At 63.8% G+C, this 15,422-nt stretch carries 17 protein-coding genes and 2 tRNA genes; 10 read left to right on the top strand and 9 right to left on the bottom strand.

The features are described 5' to 3' along the window. Positions 1-8: 8 nt before the first annotated feature. The 3 genes from NK8_RS10125 to pncB form a co-directional block, all read right to left on the bottom strand. Positions 9-1,409: a sodium:proton antiporter gene (locus NK8_RS10125; RefSeq protein ID WP_213226233.1), complete on the bottom strand. Its 1,401-nt coding sequence runs from the start codon at positions 1,407-1,409 to the stop codon at positions 9-11. A 5-nt stretch (positions 1,410-1,414) separates the two neighbouring features. Further along, complete coding sequence (locus NK8_RS10130) at positions 1,415-2,086, bottom strand: lactate utilization protein C (RefSeq protein ID WP_213226234.1); 672 nt, start codon at positions 2,084-2,086, stop codon at positions 1,415-1,417. A gap of 147 nt (positions 2,087-2,233) precedes the next feature. Continuing rightward, positions 2,234-3,424, bottom strand: coding sequence for a nicotinate phosphoribosyltransferase (pncB, locus tag NK8_RS10135; RefSeq protein WP_162066072.1), 1,191 nt, complete (start codon positions 3,422-3,424; stop codon positions 2,234-2,236). Positions 3,425-3,721: 297 nt separating this feature from the next. Here pncB and fdxA point away from each other — a divergent pair, with 297 nt between their 5' ends. From fdxA to NK8_RS10150, 3 genes are all read left to right on the top strand, one after another. Then, the gene (gene fdxA / locus NK8_RS10140) at positions 3,722-4,045 is read left to right on the top strand and encodes a ferredoxin FdxA (protein ID WP_035501717.1); all 324 of its coding nucleotides are present in this window, start codon (positions 3,722-3,724) and stop codon (positions 4,043-4,045) included. A gap of 116 nt (positions 4,046-4,161) precedes the next feature. After that, a tRNA-Asn gene (locus tag NK8_RS10145) sits at positions 4,162-4,237 on the top strand. A gap of 81 nt (positions 4,238-4,318) precedes the next feature. Continuing rightward, a tRNA-Asn gene (locus tag NK8_RS10150) sits at positions 4,319-4,394 on the top strand. A gap of 86 nt (positions 4,395-4,480) precedes the next feature. Here NK8_RS10150 and NK8_RS10155 read toward each other — a convergent pair. The 3 genes from NK8_RS10155 to NK8_RS10165 are packed head-to-tail and all read right to left on the bottom strand — an operon-like array spanning position 4,481 to position 7,193. Next, complete coding sequence (locus NK8_RS10155) at positions 4,481-5,065, bottom strand: LUD domain-containing protein (protein ID WP_213226235.1); 585 nt, start codon at positions 5,063-5,065, stop codon at positions 4,481-4,483. After that, positions 5,062-6,453, bottom strand: a complete 1,392-nt coding sequence (locus NK8_RS10160; RefSeq protein WP_213226236.1) for a lactate utilization protein B — start codon at positions 6,451-6,453, stop codon at positions 5,062-5,064. The genes NK8_RS10155 and NK8_RS10160 overlap by 4 nt, the downstream gene beginning before the upstream one ends. After that, complete coding sequence (locus tag NK8_RS10165; protein ID WP_162066078.1) at positions 6,450-7,193, bottom strand: (Fe-S)-binding protein; 744 nt, start codon at positions 7,191-7,193, stop codon at positions 6,450-6,452. The genes NK8_RS10160 and NK8_RS10165 overlap by 4 nt, the downstream gene beginning before the upstream one ends. A gap of 115 nt (positions 7,194-7,308) precedes the next feature. On the opposite strand from NK8_RS10165, the gene NK8_RS10170 reads away from it, so the two are divergent. From NK8_RS10170 to NK8_RS10195, 6 genes are all read left to right on the top strand, one after another. Further along, complete coding sequence (locus NK8_RS10170) at positions 7,309-8,055, top strand: FadR/GntR family transcriptional regulator (RefSeq protein WP_213226237.1); 747 nt, start codon at positions 7,309-7,311, stop codon at positions 8,053-8,055. Positions 8,056-8,338: 283 nt separating this feature from the next. Continuing rightward, positions 8,339-8,815, top strand: coding sequence for a CreA family protein (locus NK8_RS10175; protein ID WP_162066081.1), 477 nt, complete (start codon positions 8,339-8,341; stop codon positions 8,813-8,815). Between the two features lie 74 nt (positions 8,816-8,889). Next, positions 8,890-9,711 (top strand): AraC family transcriptional regulator, encoded by an 822-nt coding sequence (locus NK8_RS10180; protein ID WP_213226238.1) that lies wholly within the window; start codon positions 8,890-8,892, stop codon positions 9,709-9,711. A gap of 83 nt (positions 9,712-9,794) precedes the next feature. Next, positions 9,795-10,562 (top strand): AzlC family ABC transporter permease, encoded by a 768-nt coding sequence (locus NK8_RS10185; protein ID WP_213228594.1) that lies wholly within the window; start codon positions 9,795-9,797, stop codon positions 10,560-10,562. After that, positions 10,559-10,882: an AzlD domain-containing protein gene (locus tag NK8_RS10190; protein ID WP_162066083.1), complete on the top strand. Its 324-nt coding sequence runs from the start codon at positions 10,559-10,561 to the stop codon at positions 10,880-10,882. Before NK8_RS10185 ends, NK8_RS10190 begins: the two co-directional genes overlap by 4 nt. Before the next feature lie 166 nt (positions 10,883-11,048). Beyond that, positions 11,049-11,813 (top strand): DUF4088 family protein, encoded by a 765-nt coding sequence (locus NK8_RS10195; protein WP_213226239.1) that lies wholly within the window; start codon positions 11,049-11,051, stop codon positions 11,811-11,813. 21 nt (positions 11,814-11,834) lie between these two features. Here NK8_RS10195 and NK8_RS10200 read toward each other — a convergent pair whose 3' ends face one another. From NK8_RS10200 to NK8_RS10210, 3 genes are all read right to left on the bottom strand, one after another. After that, positions 11,835-13,964, bottom strand: a complete 2,130-nt coding sequence (locus NK8_RS10200) for an ATP-dependent helicase (RefSeq protein WP_213228596.1) — start codon at positions 13,962-13,964, stop codon at positions 11,835-11,837. 152 nt (positions 13,965-14,116) lie between these two features. After that, positions 14,117-14,374 carry a hypothetical protein gene (locus NK8_RS10205; RefSeq protein ID WP_213226240.1) on the bottom strand — a complete coding sequence of 86 codons (258 nt, stop codon included), beginning with the start codon at positions 14,372-14,374 and terminating at the stop codon, positions 14,117-14,119. A gap of 61 nt (positions 14,375-14,435) precedes the next feature. Next, on the bottom strand, positions 14,436-14,825 hold the full coding sequence (locus NK8_RS10210; protein WP_213226241.1) for a hypothetical protein: 390 nt from the start codon (positions 14,823-14,825) through the stop codon (positions 14,436-14,438). Between the two features lie 312 nt (positions 14,826-15,137). Here NK8_RS10210 and NK8_RS10215 point away from each other — a divergent pair, with 312 nt between their 5' ends. Continuing rightward, entirely contained in the window at positions 15,138-15,359 is a 222-nt protein-coding gene (locus NK8_RS10215) for an RNA-binding S4 domain-containing protein (protein ID WP_061178767.1), read from the top strand. Positions 15,360-15,422: the final 63 nt, after the last annotated feature.

The raw sequence follows: 15,422 nt of genomic DNA on the forward strand, positions 1-15,422 counted from the left end.
GATTGCTCCTAGAAAAATAGCCAGCCCAGAACGGCGAACAGCGGCACGAGCACCGCGCCCGACCACGCCATATAGCCGAAGAAACTCGGCATGCGCACGCCGCGTGATTCGGCGATCGCCTTCACCATGAAATTCGGCGCATTGCCGATATACGTATTCGCGCCCATGAAGACCGCGCCCGCGGAAATGGCGGCGAGCGTCGTGGCGTCGGTGGTCATGAGCGTGCGTGCGTCGCCGCCCGCGAGATTGAAGAAAACGAGATAGGTCGGCGCGTTGTCGAGAAACGAGGACAGCAGGCCCGTCGCCCAGAAATAGGCGATGTCGACCGGCTTGCCGTTCGCATCCGATACCGCGCGCGCGATGCCCGCGAACGCGCCCGCCTCGCCCGCGCGCAGGATCGTGATGACCGGCGCGATGGTGATGAAGATCGCGGCAAAAAGCTTCGCCACTTCCACGATGGGCGCCCAGTCGAACGCGTTGCCCGCACGCGCGCTTTTCGGCGTGAGCGCGAGCGAGGCCAGCAGCACGGCGGCGAGCAGCACGTCGCGCACGAGATTCTGCAACTGGACATGCGTGCCGAACACATCGAACGCGATGCCCGGCTTCCAGATGCCGCTCATCAGTACGAGCGCGACGATAACCACGAGCAGCGCGAAGTTGATCTTGCCGTCGATACCGAGCGGCGGCGTGTCGGGCGTCGGATCGAGAAACTCGGATCGCGCGTCGTGCCTGCGCCAGTAGTGACTGTCGAGCACGTAGAACGCTGCGAGCAGCGCGGCGCAGACGAACAGCATCGGCAGCGCGAGATGCAGCGTCGTCCAGAAAAAGCCGACGCCATTCAGGAAGCCGAGGAAGAGCGGCGGATCGCCGAGCGGTGTGAGCGAACCGCCCGCATTCGCGACGAGAAAGATAAAGAACACGACGACATGCACGACATGCTTGCGGTTGTCGTTCGCGCGCAGCAGCGGACGGATCAGCAGCATGGCCGCGCCCGTCGTGCCCATGATGCTCGCGAGCGCGGTGCCGAGCGCAAGCAGTCCGGTATTCAGGCGCGGCGAGCCGTGCAGATTTCCGCGCACGCAGATGCCGCCGGCCACGGTATAGAGCGCGGCCAGCAGGATGATGAACGGCACGTACTCTTCGAGCATGGCGTGGACCAACACGCCGCCCGCCGTGCCGGGGCCGAAAGCGAGCGCGAACGGCACGAGAAACGCGAGCGTCCAGGCCGCCGCGATCTTGCCGAAATGGTGATGCCAGAGCTTCGGCGCGACGAGCGGAAACACGGCGATGGAAAGCAGGACGCCGATGAACGGAATGCCCCACGTTGCCGGGAGCGTCGCGCCATCGGGCGTCGCCGCGACGGCGGGTGCGGCGATGAGCGCAAGCACGACAGAAACGAAACGCCGCATCGGACTCAGGCTCCGCGCACGACGATCACATGCACGCGATACGGCCCATGCGCCCCGAGCACGATGGTCTGTTCGATATCGCCGGTACGCGACGGCCCCGACACGAAGTTCACGGCGCGCGGCAACTCGCCGCGTTCGGCGCGCATCAGCGCAAACGCGTCTTCATGCGCCGCGACAATGCGCGATGCCGGCACGATCGCGATATGCGTCTGCGGCAGCAGCGCGCCGGACGCGGGCGTCTCCGGGCCGGACAGCAGCACGAGCGAACCGGTTTCAGCCGTCGCGCAAAAGCAGCCGGTGATGCCGACGAGATCGGCGTCGGCGGGTTTGCGCAGCGCCGCCTGAAGGCCCGCTTGTGACCAGGGCAGCTCGCCAAGCGCGGGCCATGCGACGACATCGGTGGAAAGGTTCAGCGACTGAAGATAGCGCGCGGCTTCGGCGGGCGCATCCGCGAGAGATTCGACTTCCGCGACGGTCGTGGAGAGACGCTCCGCTTCGAGCGTGAAGCGCGCGATGAGTTCGTCACGCGTCTGCGGCAGCGGCGGACGCGGACCCGCCGGATGCCGCTCGACGTACTCCTGCGCTGCCGCGCGCTCGGCTTCCGTAGGCGTGCCGCGACGGCCCTGCGCGCTGCGAATGCGCGCGAGAATATTGCGGCGCGCGGCCGATGTGTCCATGGTGCCGTCCTCGTGATTGCGTGCTTGAGATTCGTGCGCGTCGGATTGATCGACGACGCGTCCGAATTATAGCCAGCGGCCTTCGCGCACGAGCCTCAGCCGAACGGCATAAGCCAAACGCACGAACGCGCGCCCGCCGACAGGGGATCAGTCTTCGCCGACCGGCTGCTCGATGCCGAACACCTGACGCAGATACGCGAGGTAGGCCTTGTCGTCGCACATGTTCTTGCCGGGCGAATCGGACAGCTTCGCGACCGGCTGTCCATTGCAGCGGACCATCTTGACGACGATCTGCAGCGGCTGATAACCGAGGTCGTTGGTGAGATTGGTGCCGACGCCGAACGCCAGCTGACAGCGCCCGCGGAAGCGCTCGTACAACTGCAGCACCCTGGGAATGTCGAGCGCGTCGGAAAAGACCAGCACCTTCGTGCGCGGATCGCAGCGATTTTCCTCGTAATGCCGGATGAGGCGCTCGCCCCAGTCGAAGGGATCGCCGGAATCGTGGCGCGCGCCGTCGAACAGCTTGCAGAAGTACATGTCGAAGTCGCGCAGGAACGCCTTCATGCCGTAGACGTCCGACAGCGCGATCCCGAGGTCGCCGCGATATTCCTTCGCCCACATCTCGAAGCCGAAAATCTGCGAGTCGCGCAGACGCGGACCGAGCGCCTGGCACGCCTGCAAGTATTCGTGCGCCATCGTGCCGAGCGGCCGCAGGCCGTGCTTCATCGCGTAGAAGACGTTGCTGGTGCCGGCGAACTGCGCGCCGAGCCTCTCTTTCAGCGTCAGCACGACTTCCTCGTGCCACTGTCCCGAAAAGCGGCGGCGCGTGCCGTAATCGGCGATCTTGCAGTCCGAGTATTCGGGCGGCGTGGCGAGCAGCTTGATTTTCTCGCGCAGGCGCTCGCGGCCGGTTTCGTACTCGGGCTTGCGCTGCGTGTTGCGGAAATAGACCTCGTTGACGATCGCGAGCACCGGGATCTCGAAGAGGATCGTATGCAGCCACGGCCCTTCGATCTCGATATCGATTTCGCCGTTTTTCTTCGGCGACGGCGCGATGCGGATGGACTTCTCGTTCAGATGAAAGAGCGCCAGGAAATCGATGAAGTCGCTCTTCATGAACCGCATGCGCCGCAGATAATCCAGCTCCTCTTCCCTGAAGCGTAGATTGCAGAGCTGACGAATTTCGTCGCGAATCTCGTCGATGTACGGCACGAGATCGACGTTCGGCGTGCGGCAACGGAAGCGATATTCGACGTGCGCGGCGGGAAAGTGATGCAGGACGACCTGCATCATCGTGAACTTGTAGAGGTCGGTGTCGAGCAGCGAATTGATGATCATGGTTCTGACTGGAACATCCACGCGAATTGACCGCGCGCTTTGCCTCGTGCCTTGGGCTCGCGCGCGCCTTCATGCCTTTGGGGCCATGTTACCCGAATGCGCGCGACGGCATGACCCATGCCTCACCCTTTTACGAAGCCGCGCATACATACATCACGAATCGATATAAAGGGGGCGTCGTGTGGCTCGCGCCCGCTTTTATCGTTACGCTACAATATGCGTTTCGGCACGCGCACCTCCCGGCCCATGTAGCCGCACGGGGCGCCGCCCCCACGAATTCCGCATGCAGGAGCCTGAATGACTCACGTTGTGACCGAAAGCTGCATCAAGTGCAAGTACACCGATTGCGTGGACGTGTGCCCGGTGGATTGCTTCCGCGAAGGTCCCAACTTTCTCGCGATCGATCCGGACGAGTGCATCGACTGCGCCGTCTGCGTGGCCGAGTGCCCGGTCAATGCAATCTACGCAGAAGAAGATGTGCCCGGCGACCAGCAGCACTTCACCGAACTGAACGCCGACCTCGCGCGTAACTGGCCGAGCATCACGAAGACGAAGGGCTCGCTGCCCGAAGCGGACGAATTCAAGGACGTGAAGGACAAGCTGAATCTGCTCGAGCGTTGATTCCGGCTGTTGGATTGCGCTTCGTTACGGTTTGCAAAAAATGCTTATCGAATGAAGATTGAGCGTTGACACGGTAATCGTGGCCCCCTATAATTTCGCTTCTCTGCTGTAGATGTTCCCCGATAGCTCAGTCGGTAGAGCGCCGGACTGTTAATCCGTAGGTCCCTGGTTCGAGCCCAGGTCGGGGAGCCAAAAAAACTCCAGCAAGTCGGTTTTAAAAGAACCCAGTCAATCGGCTGGGTTTTTTATCTCAGTTGCAGATGTGTTAGTTGTTCCCCGATAGCTCAGTCGGTAGAGCGCCGGACTGTTAATCCGTAGGTCCCTGGTTCGAGCCCAGGTCGGGGAGCCAAAAGCTTCATTAAAAAGCCCAGTCACGCGACTGGGCTTTTTGTTTTTGCGCTTCATACTCCACGTCAATCATCTGCTTAAAAGCAATCAACCCGCCAGCCACACGACAGTCAACGAGCGCACGCCCTGCGCGCCGCGGATCAGCACGCCTTCGATATCGGCCGTCGCAGACGGTCCCGTCACGAGCACCGCATAGCGCGCCGATTTGAAATCGGGCCGTCGATACACCTGCTGCAAGCCCTCGACGAGCAGCGCCGGATCGAGCAGCACGACGAGATGCTGCGACAGATAGCCGACCGAGTTCACGATGTACTCTTGCTCGCTGAACCACACCGAGCCGGTTTCAGCGACGCCGAAGCGCCCCCGCACGACGCCCACATCGACATCCTGTAGTGACGCCGGCACGGTATCGGGCGCGAGCGGCCGCGTGCCGTCGACGCCCGGCACCGCCGAGGCGATCACCTTCGCATCCGGGAAGCGCGCAGCCAGCAACGCGTTCACGTCGTTCAGGCTGGCAGCGTCGACGCAGGTACCGCCCATCGCGGTGAGCGCGGCCGTGAAGCGCGACTTCAGATCGCCTTCGGGCGCCGGAAAGAGCGGCACGTCGGGGCGCGGGCGCGATGCGGGCTGCGCCGCGCGGATCTTCGACAGAAAAGCTTCGCGAGTCGTCATTTCTCAGTCTTCCGGTTCTTCTTGTACCACTCGTGAAATGTCTCGGCGGGCGCTTCGGGCAGGTCGCGCTGACGCCCCCAGATGTTGAGCGGGTTGTACAGCACGAAGTTGGGCAGACGCTTCAACGCGCCGCCGAGCGATGCGACCGTCGCTCGATAAAGCGTCGGACTCGCGAGCAGTCGCCCCGCCATCTTCAGGACTTCCTGCTTCACGAACGGCACTTCGTGCTTCTCCGCGATCACCTCGCGCCACTTGTAGATCTGCTCGTGGATGTTCACCTTCACGGGACACACGTTCGTGCAACTGCCGTTCATCGTCGATGCAAACGGCAGCGCGCTGTAGCGCTTCAGATCGTGGGTCGGGTTGATGATCGCGCCGATCGGCCCGGAATACGTGCCGCCATAGGACAGCCCGCCGCTGCGCCGATACACCGGACAGGTATTCATGCACGCGCCGCAGCGGATGCATTTGAGCGAATACCAGAAGTCGTCCATCGCGAGCCGCTCGGAGCGGCCGTTGTCGACGAGGATGTAGTGCATCTCCGTGCCCGGACGCGGCGCGCGAAAGTGCGACGTGTATTGCGTGATCGGCGAGCCGAGCGCGCTGCGCGACAGCATGCGCACGAACACGCCGAGATCGGCGATCGTCGGAATGATCTTTTCGATGCCGATCGACGCGATATGCAGCGGCGGCACGTTCGCGGAAAGATCAGCGTTGCCTTCGTTCGTGCACACGACGACCGTGCCCGTCTCCGCCACCGCGAAGTTGCAGCCGGTCATGCCCGCCGTTTTCTCGCGCACGAAGTACGGCCGCGTGTTCATGCGCTGGCTTTCGGCGAGATAGTGGATGTCGCTGTTCTTCGGATCGGTGCCGATGGTCTTGCCGAAAAGCTCCGCCACATCCGCGCGCAGCTTGTGCACCGCCGGCACGACCATATGGCTCGGGTCCTGATGATCGAGCTGCTGGATGCGTTCGCCGAGATCGGTTTCCATCACCGTGATGCCGCGCGGTTCGAGATAGTCGCGCATGTAGCACTCGTCGGTGAGCATCGACTTGCTCTTCACGAGCGATGTCATGCCGCGCTCGCTCATCAGCGTGTAGACGAGTTCGTTGTGCTCCTGCGCGTTGGCCGCGAAATGCACGACGACGCCGTTCTTCTCTGCCTGATCGATGAACTGCGCGATGTAGTCGGCGAGATTGGACAGCGTATGTTCTTTGATGCCCGATGCGAGATCGCGCATCGTCTCCCATTCGGGAATGCCGTGCGCCTGCGCGTCGCGCTTGCTGCGCAGGTCCCACAGACGCTTGTCGTGGAACGCGACGTGATCCGTCTTTTGCAGGAACGCCCCGGCCGCTTTCGCGTGATCGATCCGAACGGTTTTGCTCATGCGCGTGCTCCGTTCAAGACCTGCGCGATATGGATGAACTTCGCCTCGGCTTTCATGCGCTCCGCGCAGCCCTGCTGATGCATGAGACACGACATGTCGCCCGACACGATGTACTCCGCGCCCGCGCCGACATGATCGCGCACCTTGTCCTGCCCCATTCGCACGGAGACGGCCGCTTCGGTCACGGAGAACGTCCCGCCAAAGCCGCAGCACTCGTCGGGACGCGCGGGCGTGACGAACTCGATGCCCTTCACGCCTTCAAGCAACGCGCGTGGCTTCGAAAACGGCGTACCGGCGACTTCCGAGTTCGATGTCTCGCGCAGATGCCGCACCGCGCTGCAACTGTTGTGCAACCCGATTCTGTGCGGAAACTCGGCCCATGGAAATTCGCGCACCTTCAGTACGTCGTGGAGGAATTCGACGAGTTCATAGGTATTGCGACGCACTTTCTGCACCGCGCTCGTCTGCTCGATCGCGGTGAAATGCTCGCGCACGTGATGCGTGCAACTCGCTGACGGACCGACCACGTAGTCGTAATCGGCGAAATTGCGGGCGAACACGCGCTCGGCGCCGGCGGCGTCCTTGTGCGCGCCGCTATTGGCCATCGGCTGGCCGCAGCAGGTCTGATCCTGCGGATAGTCGACGTCCACGCCGAGCCGTTCCAGCAACTCCAGCGTGGCGATGCCGACCTGCGGATAAAACGCGTCGATGAAACAGGGAACGAACAGGGCAACTTTCATGACGATCCGAGGGGAGGAATTTGGTAAGCTTGGTCTGACCAAGACTTTAATGAGATGCTCGTTTCGTGTCAAACTCGGACAATCCCAGGCCTTCATTCTGCATTTACATCGAACGATGACTTTTCAGCCCGTCCAGGCGCATTCCTATGCCCGCGTGCGCCTCTCCGACGTGGTGTCGGGGCAGATTCGCGAACTCATCTCGAACGGCACGCTGCTGCCCGGCCAGCGCCTGCCCGCCGAGCGCGATCTGGCCGAGCAACTGAGCGTGTCGCGCCCGTCGCTGCGCGAGGCGCTGATCCGGCTCGAATCCGATGGCTTCATCCGCGCGGCCGGACGCGGCGGGTTTGTCGTGTCGGATGTGACGGCGCCGCTGGTGTCGCGCCCGCTCGCGGCCCTGCTCGAACAGCAACCCGACGCGAGCGCCGACGTGCTGGAACTGCGCCATGGCCTGGAAACGCTCTCCACCGCCTACGCCGCCGAGCGCGCCACCGAAGCCGACCTCGCGCGCATCGCTGCCGCGTTCGACGCGTTGCAGATCGCCGTCGCTGAAAAAAGCACGCGTATCGCCGAAAAGGATGCGGCGTTCCATCTGGCGATCGCCGACGCGACCCACAACGTCGCGCTCACACACGTGATGCACGGACTCAACGAACTCGTTCGCGAGTCGATGCTCACGTCCCACCGCCTCGTCGACTACGACGACGAAGTCGAAGCGAACCTGCTCGCGCAACATCGCGCGATCTTCGATGCGATCGTCGCGCGTGATCCGGCGCGGGCGCGCGAGTGCGCGGGCGCCCATCTCGACTACGTTCGCACGCTGTATCGCGACCGGCCGGCGAAGAAGAGTCGTCTGATGGCATGACGAATCCGTAAACCCTTTGTAACTTTCGATAGGACAACACCTACACAGAATTCGGACGTGCACGGCTAACGTGCAGCAGACTTCCTCGCGATACTGAAATCGTCGAAAACAACACGCGAAGGAGGACAACATGCCTTATCTGCTCGGATGGCTGCTCGGCGTACCGGTTGTGGTGCTGGTGATTCTTTATCTGATCTTCCATTGACCGGCAGCGCGGCGATGCATCAAAAGACCAAGGGCGTCGATACAATACGACGCCCTTTCTCTTTTCCGAAGGATGACGATGAAACGCTCCGTCCTCGCACTCGCCGCATCGATTGCCACTCTCTTCGGCGCGGCGCTCGCGCACGCGGAGGAGATCGCCAGCGTCAACACGAATTTCCGTTTCACCGGTTCTGACCGCGTCAGCGTCGACGCTTACGATGATCCGCTCGTTCAGGGCGTCACCTGCTACGTGTCGCGGGCGCGCACCGGCGGCGTGAAAGGCACGCTGGGCATCGCGGAAGATCCGAGCGAGGCGTCGATCGCCTGCCGCCAGGTCGCCCCGATCAAGATCGCGCAGCCGCTCAAGCAGAAGAGCGACGTGTTCTCCGCCAGCATGTCCTTCATCTTCAAAACGCTGCATGTGGTGCGTATCGTCGATGCGAAGCGCAACACGCTCGTCTATCTGACCTACAGCGACCGTATCGCGACCGGCAGCCCGAAGAACAGCGTGACGGCGGTGCCGGTGCCCGAAGGCACGACCATACCGGTGAAGTGACGTCCAACTGTCCGGCCTGCGGCGAAACAAAGTTGTAAACTGAGCGATTCCGCCCGTCTCAAAAATCGCAACCGATGAACGCCGCCCGTTTCCGCAATGCCGCACGCTACTGGCGCTCGTCGCTCGTGCCCGACGCGGACATGGTGACGGCCGAATACTACGATCACGAATTCTCGCCGCACTGGCACGACGCCTACACGGTGCCCGTGATCGAAGCGGGCGCGGAGTGCTACGACTATCGTGGCGCGCATCACGTCGCCGAGGCTGGCTCGGTGCCGGTCATCAACCCTGGCGAAGTGCACACGGGCGCGCGCGCCGTCGATGCGGGCTGGCGCTATCGCGTGTTCTATCTGCCGGTGCCGTTCGTCGAGAATCTCGCGCGCGACATGTCGGGCCGGCCGGAGTCGTCGCCGTGGTTTCCGGTCGACATCGTTCGCGACGCCGATCTGGCGCGGCGTCTGGTCGTCGCGCATCGGCTACTGGAAAACGGCGCCGATCCGCTCGCCGCGGAACTGGCCCTCGTCGATGCCGTGACGACGCTGCTTGGCCGCCACGCGCTGGCGCGCCCCGGCATCGCGCCGCTCGCCTCCGACACACACCGCGTCGCGACGATGAAATCCCGCCTCGCCGACGATTTGCTCGAACCGGTCACGCTCGCCGAACTCGCGCAGACGGTCGGCCTTTCGACCTTCCACGCGGCGCGTCTGTTTACGCGCGAAACCGGTCTCGCGCCGCACGCGTGGCGCAACCAGATGCGGATCGTACGCGCGTTGCCGGCGTTGCGCGCGGGCGCCTCCGTGACTGACGTCGCGGCGGCGAGCGGCTTCACCGATCAGAGCCATTTCACGCGTCATTTCAAACGCACGTTCGGCGTGCCGCCCGGCCGCTGGCGCTGAATGCGCGCGAAGCGCAGGGAAAGCGCAAGAACGTACAAGCATCCGGACCGGCGTCTTGCGTATCCTCGCTTCCATAGGAGGACATCTTGAAAGCAACACCCGCACAACCGTCCGGCCAGGCTTTGCGCGAATTCGCCGCCGGCGCCCGCGACACCATCCCGATGATGATCGGCGCCGCGCCCTTCGGCGTGATCTTCGGCACGCTCGTCACCGCCAGTCCGCTCACGCTCTGGCACGGCCAGTTGATGTCGCTTGCCGTGTTCGCCGGCTCCGCGCAGTTCATCGCGGTGGGCCTGATCGCGTCGCATGCGAGCTTCGCCGTCATCCTGGCGACGACCTTCGTCGTCAATCTGCGTCACGTGCTCTATTCGGCCACGCTCGCGCCCTATGTCGCGCATCTGCCGCGCCGCTGGCGCTGGGCGCTCGCCGGGACTCTCACCGACGAAGTCTTCGCGGTCGCCTACGCGCACTATCAGAAGCGCCCGCCCGGCGAGATCGGCCCGCATTACTTCTTCGGCTCGGGCGTCGCGATGTATCTGAACTGGCAGATGTGGACGCTCGTCGGCCTGCTGTTCGGCGCGGCGTTCCCCGGTTTGAAATCGCTCGGACTCGATTTTGCGATGGTCGCGACCTTCATTGCGATCATCGTGCCGCAACTGGTGGCCGTGCGCTTCATCGCGGCGGCGCTCGCTTCGGGTGTGCTGTCGTTCGCGTGGCAGGGCTGGCCGTACAAGCTCGGGCTGCTCGCGGCGGTGTTCGTGGGCGTGGCGGTCGGCATGGTGCTCACGCTGATGGAAAACCGGCCGCAGGCGAAACATCGCCTGAAGAACGCCAAGGAGCGCACGCAATGAACTACGTCGCATTGATCCTCGGCATGGCGGCGATCACTTTCGCCATCCGCGCCGCCGTGTTCGTGCTGGGCGAGCGCCTGCCCTTCCCGCCCGTCGTGCGTACCGCGCTCTCGTTCGTGCCGGTGACGGTGCTCACCGCGATCATCGTGCCGATGACAGTCTCGCCGCACGGCAACGGCGCCGAGATCACCTGGCGCAATCCGCAGCTCGTCGCGGCGATCGTCGCGGTGATCGTTTGCGTGCTCACGAAACGCCCGCTTTTGACGATTGCGGTGGCGCTCGCGGTGTTTTTCGCGTGGCAGTTCGCTGTGCTGCGCTGAGCCTTCTTCGACGCTCACGTATCGATCGGCTTTCAAAAAGCTGCAAAGAAACCTCAAGTTCCCGGAAAGCGCGCCGTTATCAGAAACGAATGGACTCCGCCCTGAGAAGCGGCGCCGCCAGCATTTCCCGCCATCGGGCGACCGACCGGCGGAACCGGGAACCAACATGCGTCAAATCACCCTTTCGCTTCGCGACGAGACCATCGCTTCGCTGCAGCGCGACTTCGAAGCGTTTCTGCGCCTGTCGCTGAAGCTGGATCCACAATTCGTCACGCCGTCGTTCGAGGACTTCCTGCGCGCGAAGCTGCTCGACAACCACACGCCGCTCACCGAGCAGGCGGTGCAGCGCATGCTCACGCACGGCCAGTATGCGTGGGCGAAGCGCGCGCTCGACAAGGAATTTCCGGATGTCGTCGAAATCCTGATCCGTCAGGCGGCCGAACACGGTTTCGCGTTCGCGATCCGCGCCGACTGGACCGCCGAGGACCTCATCAAGGCGTCGCGCGAGTGGGCGACGGCGATCGTCACCGAAGCAAACGGCGATGTGTCGCAAGTGGACGTGCTTGCTTCGCAGATCAAGTCGGCGGCGGCGGATATCCGCGAAGTCGAGGAAAAGATGCAGACGCCCGCGTGGCGACTCGCCGACTCGCTGCGCCAGCGCGCGTACGAAACCAAGATTTCGGTGGAAACGAGCGTCGGTTCGAACGCGCGGGAAAAGCTCGGCGAACTGCGCGGCCTGCTGCGGCTCGGCATCGTTTACGGCTCGATTCCGAAGCAGGAAGCGCAACAGGTGCTGGAGTATCTGCGCTCGCTGCGGCCCGAGCTGTTCATCGAAGAGCCTTATGACGGCTTCACGCGTTTCGCCGCGTGGCTGCGCAGCATCTTCGCGCCGACGCCGCGCGCGCCGCGAACCACGCGCGCGCAGCGCTGAAGTGCTGAGGCGAGCTCCACCCTACTCCCACATTCCCTTCAGGCGCGCCGCGATATCGATTTTCGCTTTCGCGGCCGCCGCCAGTCCCGCCGCCGTCGGTGCGGCGGGCGCGATCACCGGCGGCCACGCCGCCGCTTCGAAGTTCTGCATGAGATGCGGCGGGATGAAGCGCGTGCGCTGCGCCCACACGTGGCGGTCGCCCAGATGCGTCTGGTTGTGCACGTAGAAACGCTGCGGCGTGACGATGTGCAGATCTTCCTTCGCGCGCGTCATCGCGACGTATAAAAGACGCCGCTCCTCGTCGATTTCCTCGTCGCTGCCGGTGCCGAGATCGGACGGGATGCAACCGTCCACGCCGTTCAGCACGAACACGTTGCGCCATTCCTGGCCCTTCGCCGAATGGATCGTCGAGAGGATCAGATAGTCCTCATCGAGCAGCGGCACGCCGGATTCGTCGCTGGTGGCGTCGGGCGGATCGAGCGTGAGTTCGGTGAGAAAGCGCTCGCGCGTCGGATACGTGGACGCGATGCTCTCCATCTGCAAAATATCGCCGATGCGGATCGCCGCGTCCTCGTGATTGCGTTCGAGGTGCGGCTCGTACCAGCGGCGGATCATTTCGAACTCGGCAGGCCAGCCCGACTCGCGCCCGCAGAGCTTCGCCATCAGGCCGACGAAGCGCGGCCAGTCCTCGCTGGCTCTGGCGGGCGCGGCGAACGAAGCGATCGCGCCCGAGGCAACCGCATCCGGCGCGCTCACGCTATCGAGCAGGCGGGCGGCGATCGCGGGCCCGATGCCCGGCAGCAATTGCGCGACGCGAAAGCCCGCCACGCGATCGCGCGGATTCTCGGCCCAGCGCAGCACCGAAAGCACGTCCTTCACATGGACGGAATCGAGAAACTTGAGACCGCCGAACTTCACGAACGGAATATTGCGCCGCGTGAGTTCGATTTCGAGCGTCGCGCTGTGATGCGCGGCGCGAAACAGCACCGCCTGCGACTTGAGCCTCATGCCCGACTCGCGCGCCTCCAGCACTTTCTCGACGACATAGCGCGCCTGATCCGCTTCGTCGGCGACGGACACGACGCGCGGCTTTTGCGCCGATGCCTTGTCGGTCCAGAGATTCTTCGTGTAGCGCTCGGACGCGAGCCCGATCACGGCGTTCGACGCCTCCAGGATCGGTTGCGTCGAGCGATAGTTGCGATCGAGCGTGACGGTCGCGGCGGGCGGATCGAAATGGCCCGGGAAATCGAGGATATTGCGCACCGTCGCGCCGCGAAACGAGTAGATGGATTGCGCATCGTCGCCGACGACGGTGAGGCCGCGCCCGTCCGGTTTCATCGCGAGCAGGATCGACGCCTGCAGGCGATTGGTGTCCTGATATTCGTCGACGAGCACGTGATCGAAACGGCTCGCGAGATCCGCCGCCACCGACGGCTCCGCCGCGAGATGCGACCAGTAGAGCAGCAGGTCGTCGTAATCGAGCACGCTTTGCGCCTGTTTGGCGGCCACGTAGGCGGCGAACAGGCGCTTGAGATCGGCTTCCCACTCGCGGCACCACGGATACGACTGATCGAGCACGTGGCTGAGCGTCGCGCCCGTATTGACGACGCGCGAGTAGATCGCGAAGCATGTCGACTTGGCCGGAAAGCGCTTCTCCTTCGACGACAAACCGAGCTCGTGCCGCACGAGGTTCATGAGATCGGCGGAATCCTCGCGGTCGTTGATCGTGAACGACGGCGCGAGCCCGACGAGGTCGGCGTAATCGCGCAACAGCCGCGCGCCGACGCCGTGAAACGTGCCCGACCACGTCAGCCCCTGCGCGATGGCGCTTTTCGTGCCGAGCGCGTTCATCGCGATGCGCGTGACACGCCGCGTCATTTCGAGCGCCGCACGGCGCGAAAACGTGAGCAGCAGGATGCGATGCGGATCGGCGCCCTTCACGAGCAGATGCGCGACGCGGTGCGCGAGCGTGTTCGTCTTGCCCGACCCCGCACCCGCGATGACGAGCAGCGGCCCGCCTGCGCGGCCGGGTTCATCGACGCCGAATTCGACGGCCTGACGCTGCGCCTCGTTGAGCTTCGCGAGATAGTCGGCCACCTGTTTCGCGGCGGAGGCGAAGGCGGCGTCGGCGGTGTCGGGAAGCGTGAGCACGTGAGGAGATGGCGGCGGGAAAAGAGTGACGCACACTGTATATCCATACAACCCGCGCGCGCAAGTCTTTGGCTCGGCAAGGCTTTTGGCCCCAAATGCAACGAGCCCGGTCCGCAGGGAACCGGGCTCGCATCGCTGCAAAAAAGCGCGTGTTACTCCGCCTTCTTCGCGTTCTTCAGCTTCGCGTCGGCGGCGGCTTCGTTGGCTTCGGACTGCGCCTCGGTTTTCTTCTTGTCGGCCTTGGCTTGTGCGACGGCCGCCTTCTTGTCGGCCTTCGTCTGTTCCTTCACGGCCTTCTGGTCGGCGGCGCTCGGTGCGTCCGAGGTCGTCTGCGCGAACGATGCCGCGCTCACGCTCGCGAACGTCCCCGCGATCAGCGCGGCAAGCAGTGCATGGGTTTTTCTGTTCATCATGTCCTCCCTGTATCTGAGCCGCGAAACCGGATTTTGCCGGTCTCGCGGCGCGTCACGCTCAGTGCTGCAGGCCCGTGTCCTTCGGCGTGCTCGGCTCCGTCGCGTTCAGTTCCGCCTTGGCGGCGTCCTTGTCCGCCTTGCGGTTGATCTTGGCGTTCTTCACCTCTTCCTTGTATTGCGACTTGGCCTGCTGGTTTTGTGCCTTCAGCTCGGCCTTCGACGCCTTTTTCGACGCGCGATATTCGGCGTTCGCCTCGGCGTTCGCGTTGCGGCGCTGGACGAGCGGATCGATCGGCGCCGGCGCGACGACGTTCTGCTGCGGCGGCGTCGCCGGCTGCATGGTCTGCGGTTCCATCGGCGCGGGCTGCGGCGCGGTTTGCGCGTAGGCGCCCGAAGCGGCGAGCGTGGCGATGGCGGAACCGATCAAAAGGATTCGTGCGCGAGTCATGAGTTCGTCCTCTCTTTAGTTGGCGTCGGCGGCGCTCTGACAACGGTGAAGCGAGCGATCCGCGCGACTTTTGTCGATTGGAAAGATGACCGAAGCTGCATCGATCAAACGGTCGGACCGGACCTCGATCGGGCAAGTTCTCGAAAACCAGTCATTGTTACCGACGGTTTCATCTGGCTACATTTGCCAGTCGAATCACTTGCGGTCCGATAACCGGTCCTCGCGATGCCAACAGCACGGCGCATGCCCGGCGCGCCGGCGGCGGTGGTTTATCATGGATGCCCTTCTCCGCTTTCCGTTGCGCCCGCCCCCATGCCGCCACTCCAATTCACCCTCACGGGCGACTTCGTCGAACTCCACAACCTGCTCAAGCTGATGGGCCTGGCGGATAGCGGCGGCTCTGCGAAGGCGCGCGTCGCAATGGGCGACGTCACCGTCGACGGCAAAGTGGAAATGCGCAAGACCTGCAAGATCCGCGCGGGCCAGAAGGTGAAGCTCGACGGCCAGACGATTCACGTGCGCGCGCCCGAATAGCGTCGCCGGAACTTGCGCGCGCACGCCGCGCGATTGAGAAAACCCGGCCATAAGCGATCGCGT

The organism is Caballeronia sp. NK8 (assembly GCF_018408855.1).
GTDB lineage: Bacteria > Pseudomonadota > Gammaproteobacteria > Burkholderiales > Burkholderiaceae > Caballeronia.

Excerpts from the sequence above, each read along its gene's own strand:
- NK8_RS10125 (WP_213226233.1), bottom strand. The coding sequence starts at position 1,409 with ATGCGGCGTTTCGTTTCTGTCGTGCTTGCGCTCATCGCCGCACCCGCC.
- NK8_RS10130 (WP_213226234.1), bottom strand. The coding sequence starts at position 2,086 with ATGGACACATCGGCCGCGCGCCGCAATATTCTCGCGCGCATTCGCAGC.
- pncB (WP_162066072.1), bottom strand. The coding sequence starts at position 3,424 with ATGATCATCAATTCGCTGCTCGACACCGACCTCTACAAGTTCACGATG.
- fdxA (WP_035501717.1), top strand. The coding sequence starts at position 3,722 with ATGACTCACGTTGTGACCGAAAGCTGCATCAAGTGCAAGTACACCGAT.
- NK8_RS10155 (WP_213226235.1), bottom strand. The coding sequence starts at position 5,065 with ATGACGACTCGCGAAGCTTTTCTGTCGAAGATCCGCGCGGCGCAGCCC.
- NK8_RS10160 (WP_213226236.1), bottom strand. The coding sequence starts at position 6,453 with ATGAGCAAAACCGTTCGGATCGATCACGCGAAAGCGGCCGGGGCGTTC.
- NK8_RS10165 (WP_162066078.1), bottom strand. The coding sequence starts at position 7,193 with ATGAAAGTTGCCCTGTTCGTTCCCTGTTTCATCGACGCGTTTTATCCG.
- NK8_RS10170 (WP_213226237.1), top strand. The coding sequence starts at position 7,309 with ATGACTTTTCAGCCCGTCCAGGCGCATTCCTATGCCCGCGTGCGCCTC.
- NK8_RS10175 (WP_162066081.1), top strand. The coding sequence starts at position 8,339 with ATGAAACGCTCCGTCCTCGCACTCGCCGCATCGATTGCCACTCTCTTC.
- NK8_RS10180 (WP_213226238.1), top strand. The coding sequence starts at position 8,890 with ATGAACGCCGCCCGTTTCCGCAATGCCGCACGCTACTGGCGCTCGTCG.
- NK8_RS10190 (WP_162066083.1), top strand. The coding sequence starts at position 10,559 with ATGAACTACGTCGCATTGATCCTCGGCATGGCGGCGATCACTTTCGCC.
- NK8_RS10195 (WP_213226239.1), top strand. The coding sequence starts at position 11,049 with ATGCGTCAAATCACCCTTTCGCTTCGCGACGAGACCATCGCTTCGCTG.
- NK8_RS10205 (WP_213226240.1), bottom strand. The coding sequence starts at position 14,374 with ATGAACAGAAAAACCCATGCACTGCTTGCCGCGCTGATCGCGGGGACG.
- NK8_RS10210 (WP_213226241.1), bottom strand. The coding sequence starts at position 14,825 with ATGACTCGCGCACGAATCCTTTTGATCGGTTCCGCCATCGCCACGCTC.
- NK8_RS10215 (WP_061178767.1), top strand. The coding sequence starts at position 15,138 with ATGCCGCCACTCCAATTCACCCTCACGGGCGACTTCGTCGAACTCCAC.